A 17,259-nucleotide genomic window follows, 5' to 3' on the forward strand; every position below is an offset into this window, starting at 1 on the left:
CACCCCGCCTCAAACCCTCACCCCGACACCGACCCTCCCACGCTCACCACACCATCGCCTGCCGGAAGGTCGATCCTTTGGCTTCACAACCGATCAGCACTGTCCCCCAACGAGCCCCAGGCCATCACGTGGCGACCCCAACCCCGTAATCCCAGCGAATACCTCCTGCAGTAACCCCACATGCGGCTTCAAAGGTGAGGGGGCTGGAAGGTGCAGGCGCGGACGTGAGCCCGACCCCCTCCCTTCTCCAGGCATCTTTAATCTTTTGATCTTTTGTCTTTTGGCTTTTGGGGTTTGTCTTTCGGGCTTGACCTGAACCTTGGTCGAGGTTGGAGAGTGGGGTCATGCCTACCGAAACCACACTCAGCGCAGCCCCTTTCGATACCACTACGATCGACACCCTCGCGCAGTCGCTGTCAGCCGCGACCGTGGTCGGGATCGGCGAGTCGACGCGTTTCGCTCAGGAGACGTTCGCGCTTCGCGACGAGTTGTTCCGGAATCTGGTCGCGCACCACGGATTCCGTACGCTCGCCGTCCAGGACAGTGCCGATGTCGGCGAGACCCTGGATGCCTACGTGCGGGAGGGCACGGGGACGGCGGTGTCGGCTCTCGAACTGGCCTGGCGTCCCTGGCGTACCGCGGAGATGGCTGCGGCACTGACCTGGATTCGTGAGTTCAACGAGGCCCACCCCGGCGATCAAGTGCGCGTCATCGGCGTCAAGCCGGCCCAGGCCAAGCCGGAGGATTACGACGCCGTGCTCGATGCGGTCCGGACCCAGGCTCCGGATCATGTGGCCGATCTCGCTGCCCATCTGGAGCCCATCCGCACCGCCCACACGCTGGACGAGCACGTCCAACGTGCCCGAGGCGTCCACCCGGGCCGCCCGTTCCTCGACCACGCCCGCGACGCCTCGACGCTCCTCGCCTCGATCCCGGACATCAGCGAAACCGTCCGGGCCCGAATGGCTCTGATCGAGGACTTCCACCGCCACAGCGTCGCGGGCCGCGGCAGCTATGCGGGTGAAGCCGAACTGTGGGCCTCCTCGATCATCGGCCACTACCAGCGCACCGGACTGCGAACCGTGTACTGGGACGGCATATCGCATGTCTCCGCCGATGCTGCGGCCCTGGGTCTGGCCCGGGACCAGGTCTCCCAATCCAGTGTCGGCAGTGTTCTCCGTGAGCATTTCGGCCGCGGCTATGCCCCGATAGCCATCGGCTTCCACCACGGCAATGTCGGTGTGGCCGAGATCCCCGCCCCCGCACCGGATTTCCTGGATGCGACGCTGGGTGAGATGGGCTTTCCGCAACTCTGGCTCGACATGCGCACCGCCCCGATCGCAGCCCCCGCCAAGATGCGCGTGATCAGCGGCGTCTACGACCCGGTCCGGGATGCGGACGAGCACTTGGCGATTCGCGACCTGTCGAAGGCCTTCGACATTCTCGTCCACATCCGGGAGGTGACCCCGGTCCACTGGCTGCCGTGAATCCCACGGCCATCCGATACGTCCCCGTCACATACGCTGCCGCGGTGAGCGAAGACCTGAGTGAAGACGTCCGGCACCCGACGGAAGAGCAACGGCGGCAACGCAATGCGGAGGCCAACCAGTGGTGGGCGCGGAACTACGGACGCCGCGTGGAACTCGGTAGCTTCGGTCAGACCATGTCGGTATTGCTGGCCGCCGAACTCGATACGTGGTCCCGGACCGAGATCGACGGTGTCTACGCGAAATTGGGGTGGGAATCGACCGGTGACGCAGCTGCGCTGACTGCGGAAGGCGCAGCGCTCGTCGCGGTCGAGACGCCGCATTCGATCACGGCGCCGGGCTTCGGATACGGGGAGATCAAACAGCTCCTGCTGTCGTACCCCTGTCCGCCCGCGCTGGTCGATCACGTGTTCACGACCGCGCTGGCCGAGTGCATCGGAATCCTCGGCGAACCGGATCTGGTGGGCGGCCCCGGCGCCCTGGCGATCTGGCTGCGCCCCGACGAGATCGTGACGCTGGGCCGATCGATCCGCCCGATCGAGGTGAGCCTGCGGATCGAGCCGCGCGGGCCGCGTACGGTCGAGCGCGAATTCGACTGGGAATACGACGAAGACCACCGGCCCACCGAGTGCTGGCTGGCGTGGCCGGACGAGTCGCGGCGCACAGAGGTCGGCGCCCTCGGCTACAAGGAGCCCGACGCACCGACCCTCGACGAACTCGACGACCACATCGACCGGTTGTTCCTCTCCCTGGCGGTGGATCTCCCGGTCCTGCATCCCCTGGTGCCGTACGCGATCTGGGTTCTCACCCTGGCCGACGAGCCGGAGTGGGTGGCGCAGGGCTTCTTCGCCTCCAACGCCCAGTCCCGCCTGGAGGTGCGCGAGGAGGGCGGGGTGCGCGGCCAGATGTTCAACCACGGTGTCGCCTCGGCGCGGCAGATCGCGGCGGAGACGAAGGCGGCGATCCGTCGGTCGGGCGCGAAATATCCGTCGGACTTGCGGTTTCAGGCGTGGCTGTCGCCCTCGAAGCCCGGGCTGCAGGCCTTCCGGCTCGGATTGCAGTGGGACGAGCGGGAACCGGAGGACACCTGACGCCCGCGCTACCGCGGCATGCGGCTACCCGACCGCGGGGATATGGGGGAGCTGATGGCTCATCCGATCGCGCTTGGTCGCGAGGTAGTGCACATTGTGCTCGGTCGGCTGGGTCTGCAGGGGGATCCGCGCGTGCACCGCGATGCCATTGGCCTGCAAGCCCGACTGCTTCGCCGGGTTGTTGCTCAGCAGGCGCACCGACCGCACACCCAGATCGGCGAGGATGCGGGCGGCGGCGCCGTAATCGCGGGCGTCGATGGGCAGGCCCAGGCGGACGTTCGCGTCCACGGTGTCCGCGCCCGCGTCCTGGAGTTCGTAGGCGCGGAGCTTGTTGAGCAGGCCGATGCCCCGGCCCTCCTGGCCGCGCAGATAGACGATGACCCCGCGCCCTGCCTCGGCGACGGCCTCCAGGGCGGCGTCGAGTTGCTCGCCGCAGTCGCAGCGCAGCGAGCCGAAGGCGTCGCCGGTGAGGCATTCGGAATGCACTCGGGCGAGCGTGTTCTCGCCCGACGGATCGCCCTGGACGAGGGCGAGGTGTTCCGCGCCGGTGTGGGCGTCGGAGTAGCCGTAGACGTGGAAGTCGCCGAAGCGGGTGGGCAGCCGGGTCTCGACCTCGCGGATGATGCCGTGCTCCAGCTGCTTCCGATGCGCGATCAGGTCGGCGATGGAGACGAGTGGGATACCCCATTCCCGCGCCATGACCAGCAGCTCGGGCAGCCGCGCCATGCTGCCGTCGTCGGTGACGACCTCGGCGATGACACCGGCCGGACGCAGCCCGGCCAGCCGCATCAGATCGACCGCGGCCTCGGTGTGGCCCGGACGGCCCAGCACGCCACGGGGATTCGCGCGCAGCGGGAACACGTGCCCGGGCCGGGAGAGCTGGGCCGCGGTGGTGCGCGGGTCGGCCAGCAGGCGCATGGTGCAGGCGCGGTCGGCGGCCGAAATGCCGGTGCTGACACCGGAAACGGCGTCCACCGAGACGGTGTAGGCGGTGCCCTTGGGATCCTCGTTGATCGAGGTCATCGGCGGTAGCTGGAGGCGGTCGCAGTCCTCGCCGGCCATCGGCACGCAGAGCACCCCGCTGGTGTGCCGCACCAGGAACGCGATGTTCTCCGCGGTCGCGTGCTCGGCGGCCAGGATCAGATCGCCTTCGTTCTCGCGGTTCTCGTCGTCCACGACCAGCACCATGCCGCCGCGGGCCACCGCCGCCACCGCGGCTGCGATCGAGTCGAGTTCACCGGTCATCGTCGACCACCTCCTCCGGCCGCACGGGCTGGCGACCTATTTCCAATCGAAATATGACGAGTGCGGAACAACGAGGTGAGGTCCCGCTCAGCGGTCAGGAAAGTGCGGTCAGTGCACGCTTCGGGTCATAGTGGTGACGGAGTTTTCCAGTACGCCACAACGGCCCGGAGGCGAATCGCCTCCGGGCCGTTGTTCATTCGGTTGTCAGTGCCTCACACGAGTGTCAATGCGCGGCACCACCGGTGGCCGGGGTCCGGCCGTGCTTCATGATGAGCGCTCCGATCAGTGCCACCGCGGCCGAGATGGCCACGAAGTAGAAGCTGATCTCGTAGCCCTTGTCGGCGTAGAGCAGCGGGATGTCCTTGGTGACCGGCGCCTGGCCCGCCACCGACACCACTGCCTTGACCGGATTCGCGGTCAGGAACGCGGTGGCCACCGCGAGGCCGATGCCGGCGCCCATGGCCTGCATGACGCCCAGCATGCCCGCACTGATGCCCTGCTGTTCCGCCGGAACGCCTTCCACTATCAGGTTCGGCGTGGATGCGTAGTACAGCGCGAACGCGATGCCGTACACGGCGCTGATCAGCGCCTGCGTCTGCCAGCCGTGTGAGAGCGCCGCATAGGCCAGGCCGCCGCCGACGAAGATGACCAGTGCCGTCACCAGTGGCCAGCGGGCGCCCGAGCGGCGGATCCACAGGCCGCCCAGGAAGCCGAAGATCATGGCGATCAACGATTGTGCGAGGGTCACGTGGGTGGCGTACTTCAGCAGCGAGAAGTTGTCGCCGTAGCTGTAGCCCGGCTGCAGATCCACCTTGACCATGTCCGGCGGCAAGTGCTGGTACACCATCTCCGGCGGCACCTGCGCGTTCACGACCTCCGGTGTCACCTGCGCATTCACCGTGTCCGTCAGCTTCTTGACCACATCCGGCGGCAGGTCCATGCCCGGCGGCAGCGCAGCCTTGGCCTGTGCCTCGGCCGCGGCGAGCCCCTGCGCTCGTGCCTGAGTGAGAGCCTGGGCCTGTGCCTGGGCCAGGGCGCCGGCCTTCACCTGATCCCAGGTGGCGTCCTTGACCTGCGACACGACCTGATCGGACGGTGGCGACTGGGTCATGTAGCCGGTCGCGTAGGACTGGTAGCCGATCATGAACGAGGCCAGCAGACCGATGAACAGCACCACGCTGACGCGCGGGTTGAACAGCAGCTTCATGTCCATGATCGGTTGCTTGGCACGCATTTCCACGATCGGGAACAGGGCCAGCAGCACCAGGCCGCCGATCAGCCACGCCAGCGTGGAGGGCTTGGTCCAGCCCCAGTCCTGGCCCTTGTCCAGGTAAAGCAGGGTGAGGGTGGCGCCCGCGCCGAGCAGCACCGCGCCGACGATGTCCAGGCGCTGCGGGGTGCGCAGCTTCGACTCCGGCACCACGATGATCAGCAGCGGAATCATGATCACGGTGAAGACGAACAGGAACCAGAACAGTCCGCGCCAGCTGTAGTGATCGGTGATGTAGCCGCCGATCAGCGGACCGGCGAGGGCGGATACGCCCAGACCCGTGGAGGCGATGCCGAGGCCGACGGGAACCAGCCTGCGCGGCATCAGGTCCCGGATCAGGCCGTAGGACACCACGGTCGTCGCGATGGCCGTCGCTTCCAGCGCGCGGCCCACGAGGAACACCGCCCAGTTGCTGGTGACGGCGCACAGGGCCGTGCCGATGAGGAACAGCACACCGCAGACCAGGAACATCTTCTTCTTGCCCCAGATGTCGCTGAGCTTGCCGATCAGCGGGGACACGGCGGCGCCGAAGATGCCGAAGACGATGATGGCCCAGTTGATGTTCGCGCCCTGGTCGGGGAAGGTGGGCGCGATCTGTCGCAGTGCCGACGCGACCATGACGTACTGCATCGGGGAGACCTCGGTGAACAGCACGATGACCGCGAGGACCGACCAGATCCTCAGATTCGAGGCGCCGTCGAGGCGCCCGGATTCGTTCGGCGCGGGACTCGTTGGTACCGCGGTGTCGACGGAGGTGGCTCTGTCGTCGTTCAAGGACATGTGGCGTCCTCCAGGGTGGGTAGTAACACGATCGTGTGAACCGTGTCACGGCCACTGGGCGCCGACTATCACCAAGTCCGTTCAGTGGGAATCGCTGGAATTCTGCTTCTTCGCAGGCTTCCGGCGGCTACGCTGTCTCGCCAATTTGTCCAAATCCGCCAGCAGTTCCTCGGCGAATTCCTTTTCGGCCTCGTAATGCTTGACGCACCAGCGCAATACGGCGCTGGGATATGCCCAGTCCGGATTCACATCCGCGCCCTCGGCGTCGGCCTGTGCACGCCGCCGCATGGTCTCGGTGTATTCGATGTGCTGGGTGAGGATCTCGCGCATGCGCTCGGGCTCGGCCAGGTGCCCCAGCCAGGCCCGCAGCATCACACTGTGCTTGAGGACGGGGGCCTCGACGGGGGAGTGGTTGACCCAGTTCGACGCTGCTTCGCGCCCGCTCTCGGTAATGGCATACATGCGTTTGCCGCGCATGCCGTCCTCGGACACCACGGTCCGGGAGATCGCGTAGCCGTGCTTTTCCAAACGCTTGAGCTCGGCGTAGATCTGGCTGAACGACGGACTCCAATAGAAGAACTGCAGACTCCAGTCGGCCCATTTCTTCAGGTCGTATCCGGACAGTTCTTCGGCGTGCGAGAGCATTCCGAGAACCGCCCACGCCGTTGTGGGAAGTTCCGGAATCGCCTGCGCCTCTTCGGCAGGCACGCCATCGGTCATGATCGAACTGTATCGCCCCCGCATGCCCTGGCTCCGCTCAACGCCAGTGGGCGCGACGCGGGAACAGGGTGCGGCCGGCCTCGTGCGCGACCTCGAGCACGACGCGGGCCAGCCGGTCGTAGCTCATGCCGTCGGCGCGGCCGGACAGCGACAGGGCGGCGGGCGCGGTGCCGCGGCCCCGCAGCGGCGCTGCGACACAGGCGATTCCGGCGACGGCCTCCTCGCGGTCGATGGCCACGCCCTGCCGCATGCGGATCTGCTGCAGTTCGCGCGAGAGCGCCTCGGGCTCGCAGATGGTGCGCGGGGTCAGGCGCGGCAGCCGGGTGCGCAGCGCGGCCTCGGCGATGTTCGGCTCCAGGCAGGCGAGCATCGCCTTGCCGAGCGCGGTGGCGTGCGCGGGCATCCGGCCACCCAGGCGGGTGGGCAGGCTGGCGGCGAAGCGGCCGCCGGCCTTGTCCAGGTAGACCACGTCGCGACCGTCGAGGACGGCCAGGTGTCCGACCATGCCGGTGCGCTGGCTCAGCTCGTGCAGCAGCGGGGACACGGCGTCGCGAATCTCGTTGTGGTCGGCGGTGAGTCCGCCGAGCTCGAGTGCGCGCATGCCCAGCCGGTAGCCGCCCGAGGTGTGGGCCAGCCAGCGCAGCTTGATCATCTGGTCGAGGATCCGGTGCACGGTGGACCGCGGCAGCCCGGTGCGCTCGACCAGGCCGAGCAGCGTGAGGGTGGGGGTGGATGCGTCGAATGCGTCCAGGATCAAGGTCATCCGCTCGATCATCGAGACGGGAACTTCAGCGCTGGCGCGAGATTCCTTGGCGCGCATGGGGTTGTGTGGGTGTCGAGTCTCCGCCGGGGGCAGCATGGTGACGGACATATGTACCTCCGTTGGTTCATATCCAGTCTAGGACTATTCCGATTAGGCATGTACCTAGTTCGGAGCTTGTGCTACCCATCACAGTGCCTCGTGCCACAACCTGCGGAATCGGGAGAACTACGTAAAACCTACGCATCCGTGTCCCGATCACCGAACCACGGAGTTGACGCCTCCTGCGCGCGACCTGCTGTCATGACTGCTAGCTATATTTCGGATCGAAATAAGGAGGCGCCGGTGCTTACTGGTGTCAATGTGCCCGGCGGCCGGACACCGGCCATCGACGCGACGGCATTCAAGACCGTTCTCGGCAGGTTCTGCTCGGGAGTCACCGTGATCGCCGCCCTTGACGAGGACGAACCCCTCGGCTTCGCGTGCCAGTCGTTCGCATCGCTGTCCATCGACCCGCCGCTGGTGAGCTTCTTCCCGGCGCGGACCTCGAGCACCTGGCCGAGGATCCGTGCGGTGGGCCGGTTCTGCGTGAACATCCTGGCCGACGATCAGGCCGAGATCTGCCGTCAGCTCGGGCGTCCGGGTGCCGACAAGTTCGCGGGCGTGGAGTGGACCGCCTCGGAGAACGGCTCGCCCTTGCTCGCCGGGGCCATGGCCTCCATCGACTGCGAGCTGTACGACGAAGCCGACGGCGGCGACCACACCATCGTCATCGGCCGCGTGACCTGCTTGAATGAGCATTCCGAGGCGAAGCCGCTGCTGTTCTACCGCGCGGCGTTCGGTCGTCTCGACACGCAGTAGGCACGGTCGTCCCGAACATCAGTGGGCGTAGTCGTCCCGGCCATCGGCCGGCGCGGTCGTCTCGTCCATCAGTAGTCACAGCCCGGCCAGTGAGACTGCGCTGTCGTCGCCGTCACATCGGCCGCAACCATCGAAGCAAGGCAAGGGAGAGGAATTCACATGACCACCATGGACGGTGAGGTGCGGGTCATCGACGCGGGCAAGCCCCCGGCGCGATTCGCGCGCGGCTGGCACTGCCTGGGCCTGGCCGACTCCTTCCGCGATGGAAAGCCGCACACCGTCAAGGCTTTCGGCACCGAGATCGTGGTGTTCGCGGCCGAGGACGGCACCCTCAACGTGCTCAACGCGTACTGCCCCCACATGGGCGGCAACCTGGCCGACGGCACCGTCAAGGGCGACTCCATCGCCTGCCCGTTCCACGACTGGCGCTGGAACGGCAAGGGCAAGTGCACCGGCATCCCGTACGCGCGCCGCGTGCCCCCGCTGGCCCGCACCAAGGCGTGGCCGACCATGGTCGAGAACAAGATGCTGTTCGTCTGGAACGACCCGGAGGGCAAGCAGCCGCCGGCCGAGCTGGCGATCCCGCGCATCGACGCCGCCTTCGACGACGAGTGGACCGACTGGACCTGGAACTCGATGATCGTCGACGCCAACTGCCGCGAGGTCGTCGACAATGTCGTGGACATGGCGCACTTCTTCTACGTGCACTACGGCTTCCCGACCTTCTTCAAGAACGTCTTCGAGGGCCACACCGCCAGCCAGTACATGACCTCCGTGTCGCGTGAGGACATGATGGGCGAGACCGCCAAGGCGCTGGGCGGCAAGAACGTCCTGCAGTCGGAGGCCTCCTACTACGGGCCCTCCTACATGATCGACTACCTGAAGAGCGAGAGCCCGAACGGGCTGGTCGTCGAGGGCTACCTGATCAACTGCCACTACCCGATCAACGAGAACCAGTTCGTGCTCATGTACGGCGCGATCGCCAAGAAGCCGGAGGGTGTGCCCGCCGCGCAGGCGCAGGAGATCGCCGAGAAGTTCGTGGGCGGCCTGGGCAAGGGCTTCGAGCAGGACGCGGCCATCTGGAAGCGCAAGTCGCGCATCAACAATCCGCTGCTGTGCGAGGAGGACGGGCCGGTCTACCAGCTGCGTCGCTGGTACGAGCAGTTCTACGTGGACACGGCCGAGGTCAAGGACGAGATGACCGACCGCTTCGAGTACGAGGTGGACACCACCCGCGCGGTCACCGCGTGGGAGGCCGAGGTCGCCGACAATATCGCCAAGCGCGAAGCCGCCGTTGCGAGCAACGTCTCCGACGCAGTGGCACAGGGCTGAGAGACGCTGCCATGGACAAGGTTTCGTGCCGGTCCTGCGGGACCTGCGTGCTGGTGGAGAAGTACAGCGACCAGCACACCAGCGTGCAGTGGAACAGGGACGCGCAGGCCGCCTGCACGGAACTCGCGGACACCGGACTGCGAGCTCACACGTGCCCGGCGCTGCGGGCCAGCATCGACGAGGCCGTCGCCTCGGGTGCGTTGACCGTCAGCACGCGTGACGTGGACGTGCGCACTCGCGGGCGAACTCTGGCCTGAGTGGAGTCGCCGGCTGCGGTCGGCGTCCTCCGGGTGGGCCTCCCGACATCGTCGGCGGTCGGCCCCGAGTAGCGGATACCCCTCCGGGACGGGGTCGAAACTGACAGCACAGGAATGGAACTGGTGGAACGGATGACGGTCACGGACTTCGAGGTGGACGCGGCTGTGGAAGCCGCGCAGGTGAGCGGGATCACATCGGTGCGGATCGTGCGCGTGGTGCGCGAGACGGCCGACGCGGTGTCGCTCGAGCTGGCGCCGGACGCCGCGCACGCCGACTGGTTCTCGTATCGTCCGGGACAGTTCCTGACCCTGCGCATCCCGAGCGATCTCACCGGGTCGGTGAGCCGCTGCTACTCGCTGTCGAGCGCGCCGCACGAGGGCGGTCCGCTGAAGGTCACCGTGAAGCGGACCGTCGACGGCTACGGCTCGAACTGGCTGTGCGACAACGCCACCGAGGGCCTGACCCTGGACGTGCTGCCGCCCGCCGGCATCTTCACCCCGGATTCGCTGGACACCGACCTGCTGCTGTTCGCCGGCGGCAGCGGTGTCACGCCGGTGCTGTCCATCCTGAAATCCGCGCTGGCGCAGGGCTCCGGCCACTGCACGCTGATTTACGCCAACCAGCACGAGAATTCGGTTATCTTCGCCGAGGAGCTCGCGGAACTGGCTGCCGCGCACCCGGATCGGCTCCTGGTGCTGCACTGGCTGCAGTCGGTGCAGGGCTTGCCGAGCGTGGCCGGTCTGGCCGCGATGGCGCGTCCATGGGCGGGCCGGGAGGTTTTCGTCTGCGGTCCCGGTCCGTTCATGGACGCGGTCGCGGCGGCCATGGCCGAGCTCGGCGCCGACCGCAAGCGCGTCCACTCGGAGAAGTTCGTCTCGCTGTCCGGCAACCCGTTCGAGATCGACACGGCCGCAACCGAGGTGGTGGCCGACGACGGTGACGCCGCCCTCGCGCGGGTCGAGCTCGACGGCGAGAACCACGAGCTGACCTGGCCGCGGCAGCAGACCCTGCTCGACACCATGCTCGCCAAGGGCCTGGACGCCCCGTACTCGTGCAAGGAGGGCGCGTGCAGCGCCTGCGTGTGCCGGGTGGTCTCCGGCGAGGTGAGCATGCGCCGCAATGAAATCCTGGAGGACGAGGACATCGCCGACGGCTATGTGCTCGCCTGCCAGGCCGTTCCGGTCACCGACGACGTCACCGTCACCTATTCCTGATATCCCGAATCTCCCGAGGAGTATCACCATGGCTGCCTTCGCCTCGCTCGGCTACGTGCGCGCCCAGATCGCCGATGTGGACGCCTGGCGCGCATTCGCCTTCGACACCATCGGTTTCGCCGAGGGCTCCGGCCCGAACGCCGATTCGGTGTACCTGCGCGTCGACGAGCACACCTACCGGCTCGAGCTGGTACCCGGCGACCGCGACGCGGTCATCGCCGTCGGCTGGCAGGTCGCCGACCGGCGCTCGCTGGAGCTGGTGCGCGAGATCCTGGAGAAGGCCGGCGTCGCGATCACCACGCTGACGCCGGCCGAGGCCGCCAACCGGCACGTCGAGGAGGCCATCGCCTTCGTCGATCCGTCCGGGTTCACCATCGAGGTCTTCCACGGCCCGCTGCTGGACCACAGCCCGGTGGTCGGCAAGTTCGGCAACCGGTTCGTCACCGGGGACCTGGGTCTGGGCCACGTGGTGCTGCCGGTGCGCGATATCGAACAGGCGCGCAAGTTCTACACCGAGGTGCTGGGCTTCGCCTCCCGCGGCTCGTTCCGGGTGGGCCCGCCCGAGCATCCGATCTGGATCCGCTTCATGGGCGTCAATGCCCGCCATCACAGCCTGGCGCTCATCCCGGGCTCGCGCCCGGACGGCCCGGGCATCGTGCACGTCATGATCGAGGTGGACTCGCTCGACGATGTGGGCCGCGCCCTGGACCGCGTGAACAAGGCGGGCTACCACCTGTCCTCCACGCTGGGCCGCCACACCAACGACAAGATGATCTCCTTCTACGTCCGCACGCCGGGCAACTGGGATCTCGAATTCGGTTGCGAGGGCATGCTCGTCGGCGACGACTACGTCGCCGAGGAGATGACCGCCGACAGCTACTGGGGCCACGAGTGGGCTAGGGGCTGACCCACCCGCACCCGCGCTCCCGGCACGGAAGGACAGTGACATGCGTGCGGTCGTCATGCGGAATCGGAAACTCGTAGTCGACGAGGTGCCCGAACCGGTCCCGGGACCCGGGCAGGTGCTGGTCGAGACGATCGCCTGCGGGATCTGCGGATCCGACAAGCAGGCGCTCGACCACACCGACGAGTTCCTGCAGGCCTCGCGCGACAGCGGCGTGCCGACCTTCCTGTTCGATCCGCACCGGGACCTGGTGCTGGGCCACGAGCTGGCCGCCCGGGTCATCGGCGCCGGACCGGACACGCCGTTCGTGGCGGGGCAGCACGTGGTCGCGCTGCCCTGGGCGCTGGACGCCGCGGGCGGGATCCACGGAGTCGGATACTCCAACGAGTTCCCGGGCGGCTTCGGCGAGCGCATGGTGTTGCAGGCCATGGCGCTCGAGCCCATTCCCGATCATGTGCCGCCGCATGTCGCGGCCCTGACCGAGCCGCTGGCGGTCGGGTTCGGCAATGTGGCGCGCACCGGCATCGGGCCGGACGGGACCGGGATCGTGATCGGTTGCGGGCCGGTCGGTCTGGGTGCGGTGGCCGCGCTGGCCGAGCGCGGCGTCGCACCCATCGTGGCCTCGGATCCGTCGAAGCTGCGCCGGGAGGCCGCGCTGCGGCTGGGCGCGCACCGGGTGGTGGATCCGGCCGTCGAGGATCCGGTCGAGGTGTGGCAGGAGCTGTCCGCGCCGGGGCAGAAGCTGCACGTGTGGGTGTGCGCCTCGGTGCCGGGATTGCTCAACGACCTCATGTACAGAGTCCCGCGCGAGACGGCCATCCTGCAGATCGGCGCGGTCATGACCGACGACGTCATCCGGCCCATCGTCGGCATCTACAAGGACATCTCGCTCCAGATGTGCATGGTGTACCCGCACGAGGAGTACGCGAAGACCCTGCGCCGCATCGCCGACGGCACCGTGGACGCCGCCTCGCTCATCACCGATCAGGTGGGGCTGGACGGGGTCGCGGGCGCCATCGAGTCACTGCGCAATCCCGACGATCACATTCAGATCCTGGTCCGTCCCGGAATGTGAGCGCGCACCAGCCGGCAGAAGTCGACCGGGTGCAGGCCGTCCGCACGCTGCCAGAGGGCGGCGTCGACGGCGGTGTGCTGCGAAATATGTTCGGCCACAGTGAATCCGTGCCGATCGAGCAGCGCCGTCACAGACTCGGGTGAGAAGAAGCTGAGCAGCGGCTCACCCTGTTCGGCGGTGGCGGCGAGCGCGAATTCGGCGAAGACACGGCCGGATTCGTCGCGCAGCTCCGGTAACAGCGCGTACTCCATCACCACTTCGGTGCCGGGCGCCCAGCCCGACAGCGTGTCCAGGGTGGCGCCGATCGCCGATTCGGTCAGATACATGGTGACGCCCAGCCAGCTCACCAGGGCGGGCCGATTCGGGTCGAAGCCGTGCGCGGCCAATTCCGCGGCCAGGTCGTCGCGTTCGAAATCGACGCCGACGAATTCGACCGTGTCGACGCCGATTCCGGCGGCGGCGAGCAATTCCCGCTTCCACGCCTGGGTGGCGGGATGGTCCACCTCGTAGACCGCGACCCGCCCTGCCAGGGGCGAGCGGTAGGCGAAGGTGTCCAGGCCCGCGCCGAGGATCACGTACTGCTCGAACTCGCCGGCCGCCAGCCGGGCCTCGGTGTAGTGACTGCGGGCGCTGACCTGGGATCTGGTGCCACTGAGCACCGGGTGATCGCCGGACTCCCGGTGATAGGAGATGAGTTCGGCGGCCCGCTCGCCCAGCAGCGTCTCGGCCACGGTGTCCTGGAACAGATGCGGTGGGCGATCCACGATCAGATGCGCGGCGCGTCCGGCCGCCGCCATCATCGCGGTCCGGCTCGGGCCCCTGTTGTCCGTCGAGCCGTTGTCCATCGAATTCTCCCTCCACGTACGGATGCGCGGCAGCCCATTATCGGTAATCGCTACCGCGAGACCCGATGGTAGACAGGAGAATTCGATTTCGCCTTCACCATATCACACGGAAATAAATTCCCGATTACGGTGAAATGCCGTCGGACTATCGATCGGTGAAGGTGATCCGGACCGTCACCGGATCGCTCTCCAGCGCCGCGAAGAAGCCGCGGGTGAACGGGGCCAGCGCCGGATGCGGGGCGAAGGTGCGGGCGCGGGCCACCACATCGTCGTCGGGGAGCAGCGCGGCGGTGCCGGTGCGCCAGTTATCACCCTGGCGGACACGGACATTCGGGTTGGCCGTGAGGTTCAGGCCCCAGCCCGACCGCAGGCCGTGCTGGCAGATGGCCCACGCGCCCTCGTCGTCGAACAGCAGCGACACCGGCACGCGGCGCGGCTGCCCGGACTTGCGGCCGACGGTTTCGATCTCGCTGGCGAAGGCGGTGCGGATGCCGATCCGGTCCAGGGCGCGGACGGTCGGGTTCATCACGTAGCGGCCCACGGCGCGCTCGGTGCGGAACTTGCGGGCCGCCCGGTCGGCGGTGGTGCGCGGGGCGGCGGATCGCTTGCTGCGGAAGGCGTCGAAGCCGTTGCGGCGCAGCATGGTCACCGCCGTCAGCCAGGGTGAGCGGTCCGGATCGGGATCCTTGCCCGCGCCGAGCCGGTGCAGCTGATCGGTGTGCCACTGCAGGTCGAGCGCGCCGTCGAAGGACTTCAGGCCGCCATTGGCGGCCAGGCGCGGGGGCAGGCCCAGCGAGATGTGCGGCGGGCGCAGCGCATCGGTGCGCTCGGTGAGCAGATCGGCTGCGGCGCTGGGGATCACGGCCGCGGGGCGGCCCAGGCCGACCAGGTCGCAGGTGCCGCCGGCCAGCGCGTCGGACATGGCGGCGCGGGAGCGGAAACCGCCGGTCACCGCGATCGGGACCGAGCCCGCGGCCTGCCGGGCGGTCTCGGCGTAGTCCAGGAAGTACGCCTCGCGGGCGCGGGTGCCGGCCGAGGCCGTGCGCGGCCGGCCCATCATGGCGGGGGATTCGTAACTGCCGCCGCTGATTTCGAACAGGTCCACCTGCTCGCCGGACAGCTCCTCGATGACCGTGCGCGACTCGTCCTCGGTGAAGCCGCCGCGCTGGAAGTCGGCCGAATTGAGTTTGATGCCCAGCCCGAAGCCCGGGCTCACCGCAGCGCGGATGCTGCGCGCCACCTCGACCACGAATTGCCGCCGCCGCTCGGCGTCGCCGCCCCAGGCGTCGGTGCGCTGATTCGACAGCGGGGACAGGAACTGCGAGACCAGATAGCCGTGCGCGCCGTGGATCTGGATGCCGTCGAATCCGGCGGCCTCGGCGACCCGGGCGGCGCGGCCGAAGCGGGCGATGATGTCGAGGATCTCGTCCTCGGTCAGCTCGCGCGGGGCGGGCACGCCGGGGATGCCCATGGCAATGGCCGAGGGTGCGACCGCGCGGGTGCGGGTGACGATCGGATTGGCCTGCCGTCCGGGATGATTCAGCTGCACCCAGACCTTGGCGCCGCCGTCCTTGGCGACCTTGGCCCAGCGGGTGAGGGCCTCCAGGTGCCGCTCGTCCTCGATGGCCACATTGCCGGGTTCGCCGCAGTGCCGGCGGTCGACCATGACATTGCCGGTGACGATGAGGCCGTAGCCGCCGCGGCTCCAGTGGCCGTACAGTCGTTCCAGCCGCGCGTCGGGGGCATTGTCGCCGTTGGCCAGCCCTTCGCTCAGGGCGGATTTCATGATCCGATTGGGTAGCACCTGACCGCTGGCCAGCGGCAGGGGATCGTGCAGGGTCGACTGTCGCGCGGTGGATGCTGACGGCATGGTGTGGCCCCGATTCCTCGTCGAAGAGTTGAGCGGCGGACTACACTGAGTAGACCAATCGGTATATCCGAAAACGCTAGTACACCGATCGGTATAGAGCAAGGAGGAACCGTCCATGGGTGCCCGCGACCGCCTCATCGACAGCGCCATCGCCCTGATGCGGTGCAATGGCATCGCCGGGACCGGCATCGCGCAGCTGCTCGAGCACAGCGGCATCTCCCGCCGGTCCATCTACCTGAACTTCCCGGGCGGCAAATCCGAACTGGTCGCCGAGGCCACCCGGACCGCCGGACAGGCCACCAGCGCACTCATGCGAACCGTCACCGCCGGCACCGATCTGGCCGGCGCCATCGCCGCCTTCCCGGCCCTGTGGCGGGACGTGCTGGTCTCGAGCGACTTGACCGCGGGCTGCCCGATCGTGGCCGCGGCGCTCGGCCGCTCGGAATCGCCCGAGGCGGCCGACGTGGCGGGGGAGACCTTCGGAGAGTGGGAGGGCATCCTGGCCGACCGGCTCGAGGCCGAGGCCGTGGAACCCGCCACTGCCCGCTCCCTGGCGACCACCATCATCGCAGCGGTCGAGGGCGCGGTCGTCATGTCGCTGGCGACCCGCTCGACCGCACCCCTGGAACGGGCCGGCCAGCAGATGGCCGACCTGGTCGCCCTGCACACGGGCAGGACGACCTCGGTCGCCTGAGCCTCAGATCAGGCTCAGGCCGCCGTCGATGGTGACGATGGTGCCGGTGGTGTAGCCGGACCGGTCCGAGGCCAGAAACGCTGCCATATCGGCGATTTCACGCGGATGGGCCGGGCGGCCGAAGGGGAAGTCCGCCGCCATCCCGGCGAAACGGGCATTGGTCTCGATGAGTGTGGTGATGCGCGAGGTGGCCACCGGGCCCGGATTGATGCCGACCACCCGGATGCCGTCGCGCCAGCTGCGGCTGCCCAGCGCGCGGGTGAACGCCATGAGCGCCGCATTGCCGGTGCTGCCCGCGATGTACTCGGCATCGGGCCGCTCGCCCGCCGAACCGATGACGTTCACGATGACGCCGCCGCCCCGCTGCGTCATGTCCGCGTAGACGCGGCGGCTCAGGTCGATGTAGCCGAAGACCTTGAGCTCCCATGCGTGCCGCCAGGTTTCGGCGTCGACGGCCGTCAGGGTTCCGGCCGGAATGTCGCCGGCATTGTTGACCAGAATGTCCGGCGCGCCGACCGCGTCCGCCAGCCCGGTGAGATCCTCGGCCGACCGCAGGTCCACCGGGTGGGAGCGCACCTGCACCCCGTACTCGGCGCGCAGCCGCTCGGCGATCTCGTCCAGCCGCTCCTTGTTGCGGGCGGCCAGATGCAGATGGCAGCCCTCCGCGGCGAGCACCCGCGCGATCTCCGCGCCGATGCCCGCCGACGCGCCGGTCACGAGCGCGGTTCTGCCGCCCAGTCTCAAATCCATTGGCCCATCTCCTGAATCTCGTGTCCGATGCCGATGTCAAACGGTGCGGACATTCGTCGGGTTCAACTTTTGGTCGAATGTCCACATTGATGGAAAAGGCGGA

The 17,259-nt window shown here is 68.1% G+C and carries 16 protein-coding genes; 9 read left to right on the plus strand and 7 right to left on the minus strand.

The genetic code is table 11. The annotated features are described in order from the left end of the window. Nucleotides 1-344 precede the first annotated feature (344 nt). Nucleotides 345-1,487 (plus strand): erythromycin esterase family protein, encoded by a 1,143-nt coding sequence (locus ACFXN1_RS43910; RefSeq protein WP_379438875.1) that lies wholly within the window; start codon nt 345-347, stop codon nt 1,485-1,487. 44 nt (nt 1,488-1,531) lie between these two features. Continuing rightward, nucleotides 1,532-2,578 (plus strand): hypothetical protein, encoded by a 1,047-nt coding sequence (locus ACFXN1_RS43915; RefSeq protein WP_379438877.1) that lies wholly within the window; start codon nt 1,532-1,534, stop codon nt 2,576-2,578. A gap of 24 nt (nt 2,579-2,602) precedes the next feature. Here ACFXN1_RS43915 and ACFXN1_RS43920 read toward each other — a convergent pair whose 3' ends face one another. From ACFXN1_RS43920 to ACFXN1_RS43935, 4 genes are all read right to left on the minus strand, one after another. Next, complete coding sequence (locus ACFXN1_RS43920; protein ID WP_379438879.1) at nt 2,603-3,823, minus strand: bifunctional 3,4-dihydroxy-2-butanone-4-phosphate synthase/GTP cyclohydrolase II; 1,221 nt, start codon at nt 3,821-3,823, stop codon at nt 2,603-2,605. A 223-nt stretch (nt 3,824-4,046) separates the two neighbouring features. Beyond that, nucleotides 4,047-5,873, minus strand: coding sequence for an MFS transporter (locus ACFXN1_RS43925; protein ID WP_379438881.1), 1,827 nt, complete (start codon nt 5,871-5,873; stop codon nt 4,047-4,049). An 81-nt stretch (nt 5,874-5,954) separates the two neighbouring features. Further along, nucleotides 5,955-6,593 (minus strand): PadR family transcriptional regulator, encoded by a 639-nt coding sequence (locus ACFXN1_RS43930; RefSeq protein ID WP_379398845.1) that lies wholly within the window; start codon nt 6,591-6,593, stop codon nt 5,955-5,957. Nucleotides 6,594-6,630: 37 nt separating this feature from the next. Beyond that, nucleotides 6,631-7,464, minus strand: a complete 834-nt coding sequence (locus tag ACFXN1_RS43935) for an IclR family transcriptional regulator (protein ID WP_354834982.1) — start codon at nt 7,462-7,464, stop codon at nt 6,631-6,633. A gap of 234 nt (nt 7,465-7,698) precedes the next feature. Between ACFXN1_RS43935 and ACFXN1_RS43940 the strand changes: the two genes are divergently transcribed. The 6 genes from ACFXN1_RS43940 to ACFXN1_RS43965 all read left to right on the plus strand — a co-directional run bounded on the left by ACFXN1_RS43940 (nt 7,699) and on the right by ACFXN1_RS43965 (nt 12,997). Continuing rightward, on the plus strand, nt 7,699-8,214 hold the full coding sequence (locus ACFXN1_RS43940; protein WP_379438882.1) for a flavin reductase family protein: 516 nt from the start codon (nt 7,699-7,701) through the stop codon (nt 8,212-8,214). A gap of 159 nt (nt 8,215-8,373) precedes the next feature. Then, nucleotides 8,374-9,546, plus strand: a complete 1,173-nt coding sequence (locus ACFXN1_RS43945) for a Rieske 2Fe-2S domain-containing protein (RefSeq protein ID WP_379438884.1) — start codon at nt 8,374-8,376, stop codon at nt 9,544-9,546. Nucleotides 9,547-9,557: 11 nt separating this feature from the next. Continuing rightward, on the plus strand, nt 9,558-9,803 hold the full coding sequence (locus tag ACFXN1_RS43950) for a hypothetical protein (RefSeq protein ID WP_354834988.1): 246 nt from the start codon (nt 9,558-9,560) through the stop codon (nt 9,801-9,803). A gap of 132 nt (nt 9,804-9,935) precedes the next feature. Continuing rightward, nucleotides 9,936-11,018 (plus strand): 2Fe-2S iron-sulfur cluster-binding protein, encoded by a 1,083-nt coding sequence (locus tag ACFXN1_RS43955; RefSeq protein WP_379438886.1) that lies wholly within the window; start codon nt 9,936-9,938, stop codon nt 11,016-11,018. 28 nt (nt 11,019-11,046) lie between these two features. Then, nucleotides 11,047-11,925: a VOC family protein gene (locus ACFXN1_RS43960; RefSeq protein WP_379438887.1), complete on the plus strand. Its 879-nt coding sequence runs from the start codon at nt 11,047-11,049 to the stop codon at nt 11,923-11,925. 40 nt (nt 11,926-11,965) lie between these two features. Continuing rightward, complete coding sequence (locus tag ACFXN1_RS43965; protein ID WP_379438889.1) at nt 11,966-12,997, plus strand: zinc-binding dehydrogenase; 1,032 nt, start codon at nt 11,966-11,968, stop codon at nt 12,995-12,997. Here ACFXN1_RS43965 and ACFXN1_RS43970 read toward each other — a convergent pair. After that, nucleotides 12,970-13,842: a class I SAM-dependent methyltransferase gene (locus tag ACFXN1_RS43970; RefSeq protein ID WP_379438891.1), complete on the minus strand. Its 873-nt coding sequence runs from the start codon at nt 13,840-13,842 to the stop codon at nt 12,970-12,972. The genes ACFXN1_RS43965 and ACFXN1_RS43970 overlap by 28 nt on opposite strands. Before the next feature lie 145 nt (nt 13,843-13,987). Next, the gene (locus tag ACFXN1_RS43975; RefSeq protein ID WP_379438892.1) at nt 13,988-15,712 is read right to left on the minus strand and encodes a nitroreductase family deazaflavin-dependent oxidoreductase; all 1,725 of its coding nucleotides are present in this window, start codon (nt 15,710-15,712) and stop codon (nt 13,988-13,990) included. Nucleotides 15,713-15,827: 115 nt separating this feature from the next. Here ACFXN1_RS43975 and ACFXN1_RS43980 point away from each other — a divergent pair, with 115 nt between their 5' ends. Beyond that, nucleotides 15,828-16,406, plus strand: coding sequence for a TetR/AcrR family transcriptional regulator (locus ACFXN1_RS43980; protein WP_379438894.1), 579 nt, complete (start codon nt 15,828-15,830; stop codon nt 16,404-16,406). Nucleotides 16,407-16,409: 3 nt separating this feature from the next. Here ACFXN1_RS43980 and ACFXN1_RS43985 read toward each other — a convergent pair whose 3' ends face one another. Continuing rightward, entirely contained in the window at nt 16,410-17,156 is a 747-nt protein-coding gene (locus ACFXN1_RS43985) for a short-chain dehydrogenase/reductase (RefSeq protein WP_379438895.1), read from the minus strand. Nucleotides 17,157-17,259: the final 103 nt, after the last annotated feature.

Source organism: Nocardia sp. NPDC059154 (assembly GCF_042755705.1).
Taxonomy (GTDB): domain Bacteria; phylum Actinomycetota; class Actinomycetes; order Mycobacteriales; family Mycobacteriaceae; genus Nocardia.